Genomic DNA, 16,816 nt, shown 5'->3' with positions numbered 1-16,816 from the left:
TCATTGAGCAAATCCTTATTATGCTTTCTTTACTATTCGCTTAATTTGTAAGATTGCTTGTATAGCTTTTCCTATTCTTATGGAAACCATACAATCCAAATTTGTTTGGATATATTCTTGTTGATATTTTGGATTTACTTGTATAGTTGGATTACACATTAATATAAACTTTTCCGCTAGATACCCAACTAAAGTCCCTTTCATTGTCCAAATTGCTCCACTAACTACTCCCGTAGAACTGGCCTCTCCCGTCCCTATTAAAGTAGACCAACTCAATTCATGGAGCTTTGTTTTGCCTAACAGGGAATGAAGTGCCTCTATTGCTTTCGGAATCGACTTTATCCACTCTTCTAACGATGATGGAGATGATGTAAATTCTAAACCTTTCATAAAATCAGTATTTTCTATTCCATCATTTAATGGAATAGACCTTTGGAAAATGCGAAACTTAAACAGGGATATAGATACTTGGAGCTGTTGATTATCTGGTTTAAATGAATAATGGATTCTTACGTAGACTTTTATCAACAGGCTTAATAATATAAAGATAGGCAAAAGCACAACAACAACGAATAGCAATAGCATAATAGCACCTCTAAAGAATTATTCATCCATTTTTATTTTGCTACACTTTTCCAATTATAATCATGTTATTTTATGAACGATTAGGGCAAGATGAAATAACGTGATACACTACCTTCATAAGACTCAAGCTAAATTAAGAAAATAAGGAGGTCATGTCGGTGCGAAACAACATGTATTTTTATTACAGTAAAGAAGAAGAAGTCGAAGCGAAATTAAAGCCTTTATTTCAATTAGCCAAAAATAACCAATTTAACTTGGTTGATAATATTCAAGAGGCTAATGTCATTATTAGTGTCGGTGGAGATGGTATGTTTCTACAGGCTGTAAGGGAATCCAATTTTAGACAAAACGCTATATATGCGGGACTCTCACGTGATGGAGAATCCAGTCTATATTGTGATTTCAATTTGGATAATTTTGATGAATTATTGTATTCCGTTTTACATGAGGAAATGGAGGTTCGCCGTTTTCCTATCATTAAAGCCAGGGTTAACGAAGGAAGAGACTTTTATTGCTTAAATGAACTTACCATTCGCTCTACTATCGTTAAAACCATTGTATTAGATGTCTTTATTGATGATCAGCATTTTGAAACGTTCCGGGGGGATGGTATGGTTATTGCGACACCAACTGGAAGTACGGCTTATAATAAATCAACAAATGGAGCTATCATTGACCCTAAAATTTCTTGTTATCAAGTAACTGAAATTGCATCAATGAATAATAATAATTTCCGTACACTAGGTTCTTCCTTTGTTTTAAATAAAGAACGAAAATTAACACTACTTGAGATAGAAGACGGAAACGATCATCCCATTGTTAGCTTTGATAATGAAGCTTTCCCAATTAGAAAAATAAATAAAATTGAAATTTCCATGGATGACAAGGTAGTCAAAACGGTTAAATTAAAAAACAATACATACTGGGATCGTGTAAAGAGGATGTTTCTTTGAATAATGTTAAAGGGCTATCCTACATGGATAGCCCTAGCCATTTATATTTTATTGTTGTTGACCGCCAAACTGTTGTTCAGCAATTGAAACTAAACGTTTTGTGATTTCTCCACCAACAGAACCGTTAGCGCGAGAAGTAGTATCTGCACCAAGTTGAACTCCAAACTCTTGAGCAATCTCAAACTTCATTTGTTCAAGTGCTTGCTCTGCACCAGGAACTACTAATTGATTTGAGTTGTTGCTGTTGTTATTTGCCATGTGTGTTCACCTCCTTGGTACTCATAGATTGTGCACCATGTAGTGAATCCATACATTTTTTTAGATAGAAGTTTTTACCAGTCTATCTTCGTTCGCGAATGCTGGGAGTGGAATTCAACATGTACCAAATGGTGTCAAGAAACCGCGCATAATAAAGCTATAGTGTTAGAAACAAGATTATTCTAGAAAAAGGCCTCTAAAATAAATCACTAAATGATTCGTCTAGATTCTTCTTATCCGTTATTTTAATCGTTTCAATACCGTCTATTGCTTCTTGAATACTTTCTGAGAAATTATATGTTGATTCATAGTAATTTACTCTATCTCGTTTTGGTTTGGTTTTAGGTGATTTTGGAACAAAAATCGTACAGCAATCTTCATAAGGTAAAATGGATGTTTGGTATGTTCCGATACGTTGAGAAATTTCTATAACTTCTTGTTTATCCATCGTTATTAATGGTCGTATAATTGGATAATTCGTTACTTCATTGATTGTATGCATACTCTGCATGGTTTGACTTGCTACCTGCCCAAGATTTTCTCCTGATGCAAGCGAAAGAATCCCCTCTTTTTCACACACTCTTTCACTAATTCGGAACATCATTCTTCTCATAATGGTCATGGCATAAGCATCAGGCATTTCACGAAAAATTTCCTGTTGCAGTTTTGTAAACGGAACAATATGCACTTTAATAGACTTACCAAATTTCGTTAACTGTTTTGTTAAATCTAAAACCTTTTGTTTTGCCCGCTCACTTGTATATGGTGGCGAATGGAAATGAATTGCCTCCAGCTCCACACCACGTTTCATAGCTAAAAATCCAGCAACAGGGCTATCTATTCCACCCGAAAGTAATAAAAGGGATTTACCAGAGGTTCCTACAGGTAAGCCACCTAGTCCAGGAACTATCCCAGAAGTAATATAGGTTGCTTCTTTTCTAATTTCTACCTTTATTTCCACATCTGGTTGATGAACATCTACAGTGATATCATTGGTATTAGTTAGTAAATGTCCGCCTAATATTTGGTTCATCTCTTGAGAGCGCACCGGAAAATCCTTATTGATGCGTTTCACAGTAACTTTAAATTTCTTCACATTATCTTCATTTTTAAGAGCATAAAGTGCAGCATCCTTTATTTTATCAACATCATTTTCTACTTTTATGGCTAGGCTTAAACTATGAATTCCAAATACATTCTTACATTTTTCCATAACTGGTTCTGGGTCGTTTCCATTTAATAATACAAACATTCTTCCTTGCGTTCTTTTTACCTTGACATGAGGAAAATCTTTGATTTTTTGTTGTATATTCTGTTGTAGCTGATTTATAAATTGTTTAATGTTTTTTCCTTTTAATGCCATTTCTCCATAACGGATTAATATATGATCAAATTCCATCGTTATCTACTCCAGTGCATCTTTAAATTGTTTAATTGCTTTTTTCAATGCTGTAATAAATTGTTTTATTTCTCCCATTGTATTGTCATAAGACAAACTAATACGTAAAGCAGATGTTGAGCGACTTGTTTCAAACCCACAAGCTACTAATACTTTACTTTCATCTTTTAATTTAGATGAACAAGCTGATTTCGTGGATATATAAATATCTTGCTCACCAAGCATATGAATAATTACTTCTGGTTTAATTCCAGGAACTGAAATATTAACAATATGTGGTGCAGCATTCGCTGGTGTATTAATATGGACACCCTCTATCTCTTTTATTTGGTCCATCACATATCGTTGTAATTCAAATAAGTGGGTCCCTTCCTTTTTTTCTCTTTCCTTAATTAAACGAAGAGCTTTAACCAAAGAAACAATACCAGCTAGATTTTCCGTACCAGACCTTAATGCTGATTCTTGACTCCCGCCATGGAATAGAGGGAAAATTTTCGTTCTTTTATTGATATACAGCATACCAGTTCCTTTTAAACCGTGAATTTTGTGACCAGAAAACGTACATAAATCAATACCACTTTTTCGTAGTGTTAAAGGAACTTTTCCTAATCCCTGTACACCATCCACATGAAAAAATAGCTTCGGATACTTTTTCGCAATTTCGCCAATTTTTTCAACCGGTTGAATAGATCCTAGCTCATTATTAACATGCATTATCGTGATTAGAATTGTATCTTCCCGTATAGCCTTTTCTACATCCTGGACCGATACAATCCCTTCCTCATTCACAGGTAGATAGGTTGTCTCAAAGCCCAGCTTCTCTAAACTTTTGCAAGCTTCAAAGATGGAAGGATGCTCAATTTCGGTTGTGATAATATGTTTCCCCCGATTCTGATGCTCAAGTGCTATCCCTTTTACAGCCATATTGTTTCCTTCAGTACCACCTGAAGTAAATATGATTTCATCCGTATCCACATTTAGTAAGTCAGCAGCTTGTTTTTTAGCCGAAAACAACAATTTCTCAGCTGTTCCACCAAATTGATGAATAGAAGATGGATTGCCAAAAAATTTTTTTGACACTTCGTTAAAGCTTTCTAATACAGAAGGATCAGGTCTAGTTGTAGCACTATTATCTAAATATATCATGTAAAAAACTCCTTCTTTACCTTTGCTATTAGTATGGTTCCCATTATAATGGAAACTTCTATCAGTAGGAAAATATTAATTCCTATAAACCTTGAAAAACAAAAATTAAGAGCTGTTCATTAAGTAAAGGACAACCCCTAGACTTAACGACAGCCCTATGTAAAATTAACTGTGAATTGTAGCTTGTGCTTCTTCAATTCTATTGAGTGCACCTGGTTCAATTTCTTCTAGTGTTTTTGCAGCAGTTTCCAGTGCTAACTCATACTCGTATAATCTAAACAAACGTTCCGCTTCAGCCAATTTAGCAGCTAATAACGGATATTTACTACGATAGCGATTAGCATACTGAATAACCTGTTCTGTAAGATAGGCCTGCTCTAGCATTAAATCCGTTTGCTCCATCGTTTCATCAAGTGCAACTTTAGATTCTAATAATGCTTCATTGACAGCAACCATTTCTAATGGTGTTTTCTCTAACGCTGCAATAACCTTACTATTTTTTATTGCTGTTTCCTCCATACTGTTCCAAATATACGTTGGAACTCCAGGTATATTACTTTTCTTCAATTTTCTATTTAGATTATATAGCTGTCTACGCATTTCTGCAAGTTTATCCCTAGCTTCTAGCTCGTCTTTACGGAGGTTCTGGATACTTTCTTTAAATTCTTCTAAATCCTTATCAAGTTCTTCCAATTTTTGGTATCCAATTTCTAATCGGTCACGCAATTCTGCATGACTAATTCCTCTATCATCCATATCCATAGATATTTCATTTATTTTATCCTCAAGCATTGATATAGAATTACCAAGACTCATATACTTTTCCATGTCACTATCCTCAAAGAAATATGCATGCCTTAGTTCTTCTACCTCAGATTGTGCCTTTTCATATTTATCGTTCATGATATCAAGGGAATGTTGAAAGCTTGGTACTCTTGTTTCCAAATAATTTTTAGCAATAGCCTCTTTTTCTAGAAGCTGGTACATTTCATTTATCCGTTCATCCATTTCCGCTAAAAATTGCACTGTTTCCTTCGTCTTCCCTTTTTCCAGTAATAGTAATAATTCTTTAAGTTTTTCTTGATATGTATGAATATCTTTCTCAAAGCCTAGATGTTCTACTCGATATCCGTCTTCTTTCATTTCCTTAATACCTGCAAGGAGATTATCTAAGTGTCCAGGAACATCGTATTTACATTTTTTTAAAATAGAAGGAAAATTCTCTATTAAGTCCTCTATTTCTTCCTTGTCCTGTTTAATCTGAATTACTAGTTCTTTTGCTTCAAAATAATTCCCTTTATTAACTAATTCATGATATTCCCCAAAAGCTTCCTCTAATTCGTCTAATGCAACATCAAATTGTAGTTCCGCCTTTCCATACAGATAACGATTTTGGGAAAGCTTCTTTCTTAACTTTTTAATACTCGGTTCTAATTCCTCTACTTCTTTTCTACTAATCTCTTCTGATTCAAGAAGTTCTTCAAGCCCATTTAACATTTCTTCAAGATCTTTTTCAATGGTTTTCAATACCTTTTCCCCATCAGCTAACACTCTTTTAGCTTTTGGGAATAGAAATTTGTCTGCAGCTTCTTCAGCATCTAATAAGTGTTCTTCAAGATCTGGCAACTCTTTGGCAACAATATCTTCCCAACGTTCTTTCCATATTTCAAACCGGTCTTGTGTTTCCCCGGATAAATTTAACGCCTTAATCCGGCTTAACTGCGAAGCAATATTCCTGCTCATTATATCTAGCTTCCAATTTTCCTGCTTATCTACCGCATCATATATTCGCTTTCTGAAAATTAGCCCAATAATTAATAAAACAATGACGAACAATATACTTCCAATGATGTATGCCATAAAAAGCCTCCCAACCAAATTCCAATAAGAGGATACTCCATATTTTATATAATAGGATATTCAATTCGATGTCTCTAAAAAATTATATAACTATGATACCATGGATTTCCCATTTATGGCTAAAATTATACAAATAAATTCATTATTCGTCATGTGTTTTTAATAAGCGACTCTATTTTCCGTCTCTAATCCATTAAAAATGGTAAATTCGATCCATTGTTGTATCACATCGACATATTTTTTTACAAACAGACGATGGGAATATTCACCAATCACTTGATCTTTCCAGTCATTATGCAAAATATATGGTGTTATAAGCATTCCCTTTAATTGCATAAGTAAATACTGCTTATGCTCCCCAATTACCCTGTTACCTAGTGCATCGAAGAAAGCTTTTCGAATATAAAAGTTTTCTTTCGCTAAATAGGTAACAGTCATTTCGCGTACAAATACAGAGTCTAAGGAAAGTTCTCGTTGAATAAAACACGTTAATTGATAGTTACTTTGCTTATACTGTATAATTGTTGAAATAAGTGATTTTAATTTTTCAATTGGAGTAAGTAAATCAGATTGTTTTAGCATATCTTCAATGTCTTTTAAATACTCTTCATAATAATTTGTAACAGCATATTCTAATAGACCTTGTTTACTGTTAAAGTAATAACTAATGGAAGAAACATTAACAGATGCGCGTGCAGCTATATCACGTACTGAAGTTCCATGAAACCCTTTTTGAAAAAACAATGTAGACGCAGCTTTGATAACTTTTTGTTTAGAAGGATTATTCTTCATTTTCGATTCAACTCCTTACTTGTTGTTTACGACATTCGGGGGATAAATCCTTCATTTTTTTCTCGACAAATAATGTACGTGTTGTCGAATTTTGAATTCGATATAGGCATCTTATTAATAAGGAAGATACTATACATATAGCCTTCATTCCTATAACATTCAATTACATTAAAAGGTGGGATTTAAATTGTTTCAATCAAACTCATATATAAGTGAAAAAGAGAAAGATTACGAAACTACATTAAAGCAATTAGAAGCATTAATTGAAGATGAAAAAGATGAGATAGCTAACCTATCCAATGCATCTGCACTATTAAATCAATTTTTAGATGATATAAATTGGGTAGGTTTCTATCTATGGAATGGGGAAGAACTTGTACTCGGACCATTTCAAGGATTACCTGCTTGTGTTCGTATCGGATATGGTAGAGGTGTTTGTGGCACAGCAATAAAAGAAGGGGAAACACAGAGAATAGCTGATGTACATGCTTTTCCAGGGCATATAGCTTGTGATAGTGCAAGTAATTCTGAAATTGTTGTACCTATTTATAAAGAAGGGGAAATATATGGTGTTCTTGACATTGATAGTCCTAGCAAAGACCGGTTTGATCAAGTAGACCAAATATGCCTTGAAAAATTTGTAGCGATATTAGAAATATATATATAGAATGCTCCTTTTCAATAGAAACAAGTTTGTTTGGCAATTGTCTGCTAATATATCGACTAACAAGCGTGTTTTTTTATTATTTATCTATAATAATCTTGACATTGTTAATTAATGACTATATACTAGACTTTGTGTAAAATAATAGGTAGCCTATGTGAACCGACGTATGACCCCATTTTGTTCCTCTTTATGACGAATAGTCAAGAGGTGTATCGTGTAACTCTCTGCTGCCAGAGCGATGGTACATGAAAACAAAATGGACAACGTAAGGGACACGCTCGTTTTATTTTATGCAAATAAAATAAATAAAGGAGGACATTTTATATGTCTCGTTATACTGGATCGGTATGGAAAAAGTCACGCCGTCTTGGAATTTCTCTAACTGGAACTGGTAAGGAATTAGATAAACGTCCTTATGCTCCTGGTGAACATGGACCAAATCAACGTAAAAAGATTTCTGAATATGGTTTACAAATGCAAGAGAAGCAAAAACTACGCTTCATGTACGGACTAAACGAACGCCAATTCCGTACCTTATTCAACAGAGCTGGTAAAATGAAAGGTATTCATGGTGAAAACTTCATGATTTTACTTGAATCTCGCCTAGATAACCTTGTTTACCGTTTGGGTCTTGCTCGTACTCGTAGACAAGCACGTCAGCTTGTAAACCATGGGCACGTTACAGTTGATGGAGGTCGTGTAGATATTCCATCTTATAGTGTTAAACCAGGTCAAGTAATTGGTTTACGTGAAAAATCTCAAAACCTTGACATTGTTAAGGAAGCAATTGAAGTAAACTCATTCGTACCTGAATACTTAACATTTGATGCGGATAAATTACAAGGAACATACTCTCGTTACCCAGAGCGTTCTGAACTTCCAGCTGAAATTAACGAAGCTCTTATCGTTGAGTTCTATTCACGTTAATCTACACTATTTGCATGTTAACACACAAAAAGTCCTTAAAATGTTAAATCAACATTTTAAGGACTTTTTATTTGGTTTCCGAGATAGTATAATATACTAATTTTCCATATAACTACTAGTGTTCGATATCTCCCTCCTCCAGCATTAAAGCCTTGCAATCTATGTAAGCTTTCAGGGCTTTTACTTTCTAATTAAAATTCTCTATTCATATTGTAATCCATGTCCAAGTTTATAGACATTTCCATCACTATCCTTGTAGGCATAGCTGAGTCCTTCTGGCATATATTTATCTTTGTCATAACCTGGAACATCGTTTGGTGATATACAGTGACCGTCATGGTGAACAGCGATAACATCGTCACTAGCTGGCAATGTCAATGGTAAAACACCTGTTGGTTTGTGATTTCCAGCAATAACTTCGAATTGTGCATTGTAGAATGTATCATAGCCAGCAATTAATGCGTCTGCCAATGGTTCGACATTTCTAAGTATCCATGGAAGAATAATATTCACACTCATAACGACCTTCCCTCCGCGACTATGAATGCTGTCTGCCACTTCTTTTAGATGGTCCATTCCACTTAAAGTAGTCTCCTGATATAAGTTACCATCCATAGCTGATAAAACTTTATTTTCACATAATTCCAGTTCTAATAATCCTGGAGTTGCGTCGAAATATGCTCCGGATTTTGATTGTAAGAAAAGAATAGCTTTCTCTGCTTCTTCATAGTTATCTGTCATCGTAAATAGGCCAAGTTCCTTCGCTTCATTTCTAGCTTTTTCTGTGAAGGCAGTAGCTTTTTCAGGTTCCTTATGGAAAACTTCCACATACACTTTCTTTCCTTTGAGCTTGTCTGCAGTTAGTGGTAAAGTTTCATCCGTGTTTTTCAATACCGTAACGGATTTTTTATGTGCTTCATATGCAATATCCCAATGCGCTTTAGTATTAACTACCTCTGTAGCCTGTTCTGGTTCATTATACGTACGATCATCAAATAAGCCTAGAGCGAACATTTCCGTTAGAAGTCGGACATTCGCTTCATTAATTCGTTTTTCACTAATCCATCCCTTGGTAATGGCCAATTTAAGATTTTCGATATCATTGGTATCTGCAACGATATCTGTACCAGCATTAATCGCTTTAGCAAAACGTTCTGCTTCACTACTATTTTCCATCCCCCAGCTCATGTTATTGATAATACCACTATCACTATTAACATAACCTTTGAAACCTAGTTCTTTGCGAAGAATTGTATTTAAGAAATAATGATTAAACGCAAATCCTACTTCTTCAAATGGAATGTCTTCCCCTTCAAATTCCTGAACCACACTCTTTTTAATGCTAGGGATAGAGTAGTATGGCATGATAGAAGATGTTCCATGTTTTGCTGCTGCTCTAAATGGAGGTAGGTGATATTTTTCTAAACTTCCTGGAGTTGGGTAGAGATTCCACTTTCCCTCTTTATAATGCGGGTCAAATCCATTTTCCCTCGCTCCACCACCCGGAAAATGCTTTATTGTCATGGCAATACTATTTTTACCTAGTTCTTCACCTTGGAATTCATCAATAATCCGACCAATCGCATCAGCAATAAATTCTGGATCTTCCCCTAAAGTACCGTAAGTGCGTTGCCATCTCGGGTCTGTAACCACATCAGCCATATACATATAACCTTTTCGTAAGCCGATTGCATCCCATTCTTTACGAGCAATGCTAGCAAATTGATTAATTAAGGAGGCATCTCCACCATTTTTAATATCTCCCTTTGCTGCAGCAGCTAGTCCTAAAGTTCCTGGCCAAGTAGAGAGGATTCCAATTGCATCATTCATTCCAAATACAGGTTCACCGTTTTCATTTCTGGAGTTGGATGCAATAATAACAGGAATACCAAGTCTCGTTCCCTCTGCTACCTCATTCATCTTGTTAATCCATTCTGCCGTTTCGGCTGGACTATAGTTATCCCTTAAAATAAAGTGTCTAAGCTTTCTTTCTTCAATTGTATGAGTAGTTCCGTAAACTTTACTTGTAGCAAAGATAGTTTCCCCTTTTTCTATTACTCCTTCATCTAATATCCCGTCATGACTCGTCTTACTTTTATCCTCTTGGGCAAGGCCCATCTTACGTGAATTAATAAGCATCATACCGATCTTTTCATCAATATTCATTAATGAAACTAGATTTTTTGCACGTTCTTTCGGGCTCAACCGCCAATCTTCATAAGGGTCTAGTTTTCCATTATTATTGAGATCTTTAAATTTCAAACCATCTTCTTCAATAATTTTCTTAACCTTCACTTGCAATTCTGGTTGTTTATTATACACACGAAATCCTCCTATTTACGTCCTCTCTATTTATCTTTCTTGTTTTATTCCGTTATATTCGAAGGTGAGGATTTTTCAATCATTAATAACTTTTTAAACCTCAACTACCTTATAATAACAATGGTAACATTATAAAAACAACATTTATTGCTTAAACCATTGTAAACCTTGCTGTGAATATCTGTCGTTTTCAGAATTTCAGTGTAAATTTTCAGGATTTTATCAATTATTCCCAAGAAATAGGTAGGATTGCACTACATTTTACTTGATACCTCTGCAAATTAACCCTTCCCTCCAAACTGACCTCTACTCCCTCAGCTTTTAGATTCCATACCTGCTCTTGATACAACTCTTCATTTTTAATTACTACTTGTCCTTTCACATTAACAACACGATGCCAAGGGAGATGATATCTCTTACTCAGGGAATGAAGGACGCGAACCACTTGGCGAGCACCTCTTGGACTTCCTGCAAGCTTTGCAATTTGTCCATATGTCATAACTTTGCCTTTTGGTATTTTTTGAATAATGTCAATAACATTTTTGGTAAAGGGTGTCAATGGACCATCTACCTCCTATCTATTTACTTTGCATTATCTTTCATATAACAAGATCCATTTGGAACCTTACTTCATTTTACCAAAAGGAATTTCTTTATAATAAAGTGAACCTTCAATCAGTGAGAGGATTCTTATATCCCCCATCTAAAAGGATTCGTTTTTCCTCTATTTTTAAGGTGGGGGTATTACTGCCCCCTTAACCTGCGATGAAACCTTGAGGTTCATGTAAGAGAGTCTATATGAAGGCATGAATCGGGGTTTGTCAATGAGGATCCATCTGTTTTTAGCTAATTTTCAACAATCACCAGCCTTCCTTAAATATAATTCATTAATTAGCAAGAACAAGTGGTGAAAATACTATATATGCACTAACCATAGCTATGACAACAAGCGCACTAATCAAGTAGCGATGTTTCCATGGCGTAACATTCACTTTGTTATCATCGGTTTCAAACGTAAATGGCGTAGTCAATGGTTTGATTTTCGTTGCTAACCATAATACCAACACATCTACCGGAAATAGAATACTCAATACATACAAATAATGAACATCAGAAAAGAAAATCTGCGCAAACAGGTATACAACAATATGGAATATAAACGTTATTTTTGCACCCTGTGCAGTAACATATTTCGAATAGAATCCAAACACAATAATTGCAAGCAGGGGCATACTATATAATCCGTAAAACTCTTGTAATAATGCATACAATCCTGAAGGTGCAAAGGAAATTAAAGGTGAAATCATAATAGATATCAGACCTACAAGAATTGTTACTATTTTACCTGCTCTAGCAATCTGCCAGTCTGTCACACCTTTTTTCAACCTAGGTTTATAGAAATCAAGTGTAAACAATGTTGCTGTAGCATTAAGCGATCCTACAAATGAACTTAATATGGCACCAAAAATTACTGCACCAAAGATACCATAAGCCCAATCTGGTAATACTGCTGTAAGTAACACGGGGTAGGCATGATCCGGATTTTCAATAGAATCTCCAAACATATGAAATGCAATGATTCCAGGGAATACCAAGAACAATGCACCAAAGATTTTAAAGAATGCCACGTACAAGGCACCTTTCTGCCCTTCCTTCAAATTCTTTCCAGCGAGAGTTTTTTGTACAATCATTTGGTTCGTGCACCAAAAGTACAGATTATTGAAAAACATCCCTAAAAACAACGTTGGCCACGGAACAATTTCGGAATCAATGGATCCAATTGCATTTAATTTTTCTGGTGCTTTTTCTCTTACAGAATTTAGCCCCTCAAGAAAACTACCATCACCAAGAATCATGAGACCAATGATTGGTATAGAAATTCCTCCAACGATTAAAAGCACCCCGTAAATGGTGTCACTAAAGGCTGCTAGCGACAGTCCACCCAATAGTAAGTATACAAGACCAAGTACACCAATGACAGTCGATATAATCGCAACAGCTACCAACGGATCAACATCTAGTATTTTATCAATACTAAAAATGTGGTTAAACACAAGAGAACCAGAGTATAAAACTACTGGTAAAAACGAGGTCATATATGTAAAAATAAATAGTAAGGAAACGATTCGTTTCGTTGTCGTGTCATAACGTATTTCAATAAAATCCGAAATCGTGTCTACGCCATATTTCATATATTTCGGTAAAAATACGAGAGCGAGGAATACTAAAGCAATAGCAGCTGTCACTTCCCACGCCATAACTTCCATCCCAGCAACATAACTTTGACCATTCTGACCAACAAGCTGTTCGGTTGACAGATTCGTCATAACAACTGTTCCAGCAATCGTAATACCGGTTAAACTTCGACCACCAAGGAAATAACCTTCCGAAGTATTCGTATTAACCTTACGACTTTTCACATAAGCATACCCTCCAATTCCAACAACAATCAAAATAAAACTAAATAAAACAAATCCATTCATTTTGTCACCTTCCATGCAGTTATTACCATAAAAGCTTCTTTTTGTTTTAAAGTTCCATTTTCTGTCTATCGTTACTATCGTCACAAGTTACTGAATCGTATAGCCCTAATTATGAGCTTTTTCTGGGCTGTAAATGGGTTAATCTTATAAATTAATTAGCTATATTTGTGAAACATAACACATAATTACACACACAAAAAAATAGCTATACATTATATTTCTACATATATAGCACCTCCTTACAATTAATTATATGCCCTTTGGTCAAAAAAGGTCAAGACAACAATAATCTCCCCTCATTTATAGGTAGTTTAAATAATTGGCTATCACTCCGCCTGATATTTGCTTCCGCCATTAGATTGGTTTAACCTTGTTTAGTATAGGTTGTAAAATGTTGGAAAGGAGATTGATATCATGGCAAATCAAATTAAATTAGGTAAATCTGATTTATATGTTAATCCTATTGGACTAGGAACAAACGCTGTTGGTGGACATAACCTTTACCCTAATCTAAATGAAGAAACTGGTAAAGACCTTGTTCGTTCTGCAATTAATAACGGAATCAACTTTATCGATACAGCACTCCTTTATGGACCTGGTCGTTCAGAAGAGTTAGTTGGTGAAGTGGTGAAGGAAACCGGAAAACGTTCGGAATTGGTTATCGCTACAAAAATTGCTCCAATTTTTGGTGGAGAAAAAATGAAGATTGATAACAATCCGACTTTCTTAAAACAAGAAGTGGAGAAAAGCCTAAAGCGACTACAAACTGATTATATTGACTTGATGTATATTCATTATCCAGATAAAGTTACACCTAAAGATGAAGCAGTTGGCGCATTGCAAGAATTAAAAGAGCAAGGGAAAATCCGTGCTATCGGTGTATCCAACTTCACACCTGATCAGTTAGAAGAAGCGAACAAGGATGGGTATGTTGAAGTATTCCAAGGTGAATACAATTTATTAAGTAGAAGTGCAGAGGAAACTCTATTCCCTTATTTGATAGAAAATAACATTTCCTTTGTACCATATTTCCCTCTAGCTTCAGGTCTTTTAGCTGGAAAATATAATAAAAATGCAGTTTTTGAAGACTTACGCAAAGATTTACCATACTTTAAAGGGGATGTATTTAAACAAAATCTTGAGAAGGTTGAAGAAGTACGCAAGATTGCCAATGCAAAAGGGGTAGAAGTTGCTCACCTAGTACTAGCTTGGTATTTAACTAGTGACGCCATTGATACCATTATCCCAGGTGCAAAAAGTGCAGAACAAGTAATAAATAATCTAAAAACACTAGATGTCCAGCTAACCAACGAAGAAATCCAGGAAATTGATCAGATCTTCCACAAATAATTTCATTACCTTAAACTAAAATAGCGATAATTAGGTATTAAATCACTGCAATGAACCTAGGAAACTATTGAAGTAAATTCTGATTGCCCCCTAAATGTTCGATAATTTTCCAACATTTAGGGGGCAGATATAGTTCTTCTATACTTCTTGATTACTTTCTCAAATAAAATGGATTTCACTTTCATCATTGTGCTATTTTAATTTCTTTTTTCAGAACCATTAATAAATAACTTAGCCTAACCCTCATAATCCAATTCTAGTCGGTAAACTAATTTTTTAAAGTTGGTAAAGGGACTACCCCCTGTCTCTCCCCTCTTTATCGTCACATAGCGATAAAAGTGTAAATTCATAAAGTAACAAGGATTCATATTTACAAAAATTATTTCCTTCATCCATATGGATGGAGTGGTATTGTAAACTAGTATTATGGTCAAGCGTATTAAAAAAGAGATACAAACCACCATATGATTTGTACCTCCAAAAGTAATTCGATTTAATTAAATTCGATTAAGAAATATTTTTTCTTCCCGCGTCGGATTATAATAAATTTGTCTTCAATTCGATCATCCGCTCCTAGTGTATAGGATACTTCTTGCTCACGTTCCCCATTAATATAAATTGCTCCATTTGTAATATCTTCTCTAGCCTGTCTCTTGGATGAAGAGATTTTCGCTTGAACTAGAAGGTCAACTAATCCTATTTCTTCTTTTTCCGCCCTATATGTTGGAACATCTTTAAACCCTTGTTCAATATCATTTGCCGTTAATTGTTTTAGTTCTCCACTGAATAAGGCATGAGAAATTTTCTGAGCTTGTGCTAATGCTTCCTCATTATGAACCATTCTTGTCATTTCTTCTGCTAGTCTTATTTGGGCAACACGTTTTTCTGGTTGATTTGCAACCTCCTCTTCTAATTGAGCGATTTCTTCTTCTTCTATAAATGTAAAATATTTAATAAATTTTATAACATCCCTGTCATCCGTATTAATCCAGAATTGGTAAAATTCATATGGAGTTGTTTTTTCAGGGTCTAACCAAATTGCTCCTCCGGAAGTTTTACCAAATTTTGTTCCATCAGCTTTAGTAATTAAAGGGACAGTTAATCCATACGCCTTCGCTTCTCCCTCTTGATCCTCTCTAGTACGACGAATTAATTCCATCCCGGCAGTTATATTTCCCCACTGGTCACTTCCACCAATTTGTAAGGTACAATTTTCTTCTTCATTTAATTTTTGAAAATCTAAAGATTGCAAAATCATGTAGCTAAATTCAGTAAAAGAGAGTCCATTTTCAATACGTGCTGACACAGATTCTTTTGCAAGCATATAATTAATACTGAAATGTTTTCCTGCATCACGTAAAAAGTCAATAACTGTCATTTGACCTAGCCAATCCATGTTATTTCTTACCAATACAGAACTTTCATTATCCTCTACTTCTAAAATTTTGCTTATTTGCTGTTTCAGTCCTTCACTGTACCCTTGTACAACCTCAGCTGTATTTAAAGACCTTTCCGTTGAGCGACCACTTGGGTCACCAATCATCCCTGTACCTCCACCGACAAGTGCTATTGGTTTATGGCCTGCTTTCTGAAATCGTTTTAGCATAATAAGTGGGACTAGATGGCCAATATGTAAGCTATCCGCTGTAGGGTCAAATCCACAATATAAAGTTACTTGATTATTTGCAAGATGGTCTTTTAATCCTTCCTCATCTGTTATTTGCTGAATTAATCCACGGCTTTCCAAATCATGTAAAATATCCAATTCTTTCACTCCCAATATTTTTAATTAAAACAAAAAAAACTCCTCCCTAAAAAGGGACGAGTTCTAAACACGCGGTACCACCCTTGTTGCACAATCATGCCACTTGGGATTTTTAACGATGTCTCCACCGTTCTATTTAGAGGTTGTCCAAAACGTCCAATAAGAATGTTTCTATCATCCTGTTGAACACCTACATGAACATACCTTTTAAAAGAAATAGCTCCAGATTGTAATTCGCCTACAAATATTTACTAACTTCCACCATCCGTTAGCTCTCTATAAAAGGGATTTGTAAAACTACTGCGATCT

The 16,816-nt window shown here is 35.0% G+C and carries 14 protein-coding genes and 1 other annotated feature (1 of these 15 cut by a window edge); of the genes, 4 read left to right on the top strand and 10 right to left on the bottom strand.

What is annotated here, in order from left to right; translation table 11 throughout:
* Positions 1-18 precede the first annotated feature (18 nt).
* Positions 19-585: a DUF2953 domain-containing protein gene (locus CAO17_RS04590; protein WP_085991684.1), complete on the bottom strand. Its 567-nt coding sequence runs from the start codon at positions 583-585 to the stop codon at positions 19-21.
* 152 nt (positions 586-737) lie between these two features.
* Between CAO17_RS04590 and CAO17_RS04585 the strand changes: the two genes are divergently transcribed.
* Entirely contained in the window at positions 738-1,538 is an 801-nt protein-coding gene (locus tag CAO17_RS04585; RefSeq protein WP_085991683.1) for an NAD kinase, read from the top strand.
* A gap of 48 nt (positions 1,539-1,586) precedes the next feature.
* Here CAO17_RS04585 and CAO17_RS04580 read toward each other — a convergent pair whose 3' ends face one another.
* The 5 genes from CAO17_RS04580 to refZ form a co-directional block, all read right to left on the bottom strand.
* A complete protein-coding gene (locus CAO17_RS04580) occupies positions 1,587-1,796 on the bottom strand; it encodes an alpha/beta-type small acid-soluble spore protein (RefSeq protein WP_085991682.1) in 210 nt (69 codons plus the stop codon).
* 196 nt (positions 1,797-1,992) lie between these two features.
* Entirely contained in the window at positions 1,993-3,195 is a 1,203-nt protein-coding gene (thiI, locus tag CAO17_RS04575) for a tRNA uracil 4-sulfurtransferase ThiI (protein WP_085991681.1), read from the bottom strand.
* A gap of 6 nt (positions 3,196-3,201) precedes the next feature.
* The gene (locus tag CAO17_RS04570; protein WP_085991680.1) at positions 3,202-4,341 is read right to left on the bottom strand and encodes a cysteine desulfurase family protein; all 1,140 of its coding nucleotides are present in this window, start codon (positions 4,339-4,341) and stop codon (positions 3,202-3,204) included.
* 165 nt (positions 4,342-4,506) lie between these two features.
* On the bottom strand, positions 4,507-6,201 hold the full coding sequence (ezrA, locus tag CAO17_RS04565; protein WP_085991679.1) for a septation ring formation regulator EzrA: 1,695 nt from the start codon (positions 6,199-6,201) through the stop codon (positions 4,507-4,509).
* A 159-nt stretch (positions 6,202-6,360) separates the two neighbouring features.
* A complete protein-coding gene (gene refZ / locus CAO17_RS04560) occupies positions 6,361-6,993 on the bottom strand; it encodes a forespore capture DNA-binding protein RefZ (protein WP_085991678.1) in 633 nt (210 codons plus the stop codon).
* A 187-nt stretch (positions 6,994-7,180) separates the two neighbouring features.
* Here refZ and CAO17_RS04555 point away from each other — a divergent pair, with 187 nt between their 5' ends.
* On the top strand, positions 7,181-7,660 hold the full coding sequence (locus CAO17_RS04555) for a GAF domain-containing protein (RefSeq protein WP_085991677.1): 480 nt from the start codon (positions 7,181-7,183) through the stop codon (positions 7,658-7,660).
* 324 nt (positions 7,661-7,984) lie between these two features.
* On the top strand, positions 7,985-8,587 hold the full coding sequence (rpsD, locus tag CAO17_RS04550; RefSeq protein ID WP_085991676.1) for a 30S ribosomal protein S4: 603 nt from the start codon (positions 7,985-7,987) through the stop codon (positions 8,585-8,587).
* 201 nt (positions 8,588-8,788) lie between these two features.
* Here the strand turns inward: rpsD and CAO17_RS04545 are convergent, their stop codons facing one another.
* The 3 genes from CAO17_RS04545 to CAO17_RS04535 form a co-directional block, all read right to left on the bottom strand.
* On the bottom strand, positions 8,789-10,909 hold the full coding sequence (locus CAO17_RS04545) for a glycoside hydrolase family 3 protein (protein WP_143833718.1): 2,121 nt from the start codon (positions 10,907-10,909) through the stop codon (positions 8,789-8,791).
* 226 nt (positions 10,910-11,135) lie between these two features.
* A complete protein-coding gene (locus tag CAO17_RS04540; protein ID WP_085991674.1) occupies positions 11,136-11,468 on the bottom strand; it encodes an MGMT family protein in 333 nt (110 codons plus the stop codon).
* 328 nt (positions 11,469-11,796) lie between these two features.
* Entirely contained in the window at positions 11,797-13,392 is a 1,596-nt protein-coding gene (locus tag CAO17_RS04535) for a solute:sodium symporter family transporter (RefSeq protein ID WP_085991673.1), read from the bottom strand.
* 414 nt (positions 13,393-13,806) lie between these two features.
* Here CAO17_RS04535 and CAO17_RS04530 point away from each other — a divergent pair, with 414 nt between their 5' ends.
* Positions 13,807-14,742, top strand: a complete 936-nt coding sequence (locus CAO17_RS04530; protein ID WP_085991672.1) for an aldo/keto reductase — start codon at positions 13,807-13,809, stop codon at positions 14,740-14,742.
* A 493-nt stretch (positions 14,743-15,235) separates the two neighbouring features.
* Here CAO17_RS04530 and tyrS read toward each other — a convergent pair whose 3' ends face one another.
* Positions 15,236-16,507: a tyrosine--tRNA ligase gene (gene tyrS, locus CAO17_RS04520; protein WP_085994405.1), complete on the bottom strand. Its 1,272-nt coding sequence runs from the start codon at positions 16,505-16,507 to the stop codon at positions 15,236-15,238.
* Positions 16,508-16,556: 49 nt separating this feature from the next.
* Positions 16,557-16,816: a binding site (T-box leader), on the bottom strand; it runs 14 nt beyond the window's last position.

Origin of the sequence: Oceanobacillus senegalensis, assembly GCF_900176885.1 — a bacterium.
Taxonomy (GTDB): Bacteria; Bacillota; Bacilli; order Bacillales; family Amphibacillaceae; genus Oceanobacillus; species Oceanobacillus senegalensis.
The sequence above is the reverse complement of the archived record's forward strand: the minus strand, read 5'-3'. Positions and strand labels throughout refer to the sequence as shown.

Bases quoted from the DNA above. Each gene is read 5' to 3' on its own strand.
- thiI (WP_085991681.1), bottom strand. From the start codon at position 3,195: ATGGAATTTGATCATATATTAATCCGTTATGGAGAAATGGCATTAAAA.
- CAO17_RS04590 (WP_085991684.1), bottom strand. From the start codon at position 585: ATGCTATTGCTATTCGTTGTTGTTGTGCTTTTGCCTATCTTTATATTA.
- rpsD (WP_085991676.1), top strand. From the start codon at position 7,985: ATGTCTCGTTATACTGGATCGGTATGGAAAAAGTCACGCCGTCTTGGA.
- CAO17_RS04535 (WP_085991673.1), bottom strand. From the start codon at position 13,392: ATGAATGGATTTGTTTTATTTAGTTTTATTTTGATTGTTGTTGGAATT.
- CAO17_RS04570 (WP_085991680.1), bottom strand. From the start codon at position 4,341: ATGATATATTTAGATAATAGTGCTACAACTAGACCTGATCCTTCTGTA.
- CAO17_RS04585 (WP_085991683.1), top strand. From the start codon at position 738: ATGTCGGTGCGAAACAACATGTATTTTTATTACAGTAAAGAAGAAGAA.
- refZ (WP_085991678.1), bottom strand. From the start codon at position 6,993: ATGAAGAATAATCCTTCTAAACAAAAAGTTATCAAAGCTGCGTCTACA.
- CAO17_RS04530 (WP_085991672.1), top strand. From the start codon at position 13,807: ATGGCAAATCAAATTAAATTAGGTAAATCTGATTTATATGTTAATCCT.
- ezrA (WP_085991679.1), bottom strand. From the start codon at position 6,201: ATGGCATACATCATTGGAAGTATATTGTTCGTCATTGTTTTATTAATT.
- CAO17_RS04580 (WP_085991682.1), bottom strand. From the start codon at position 1,796: ATGGCAAATAACAACAGCAACAACTCAAATCAATTAGTAGTTCCTGGT.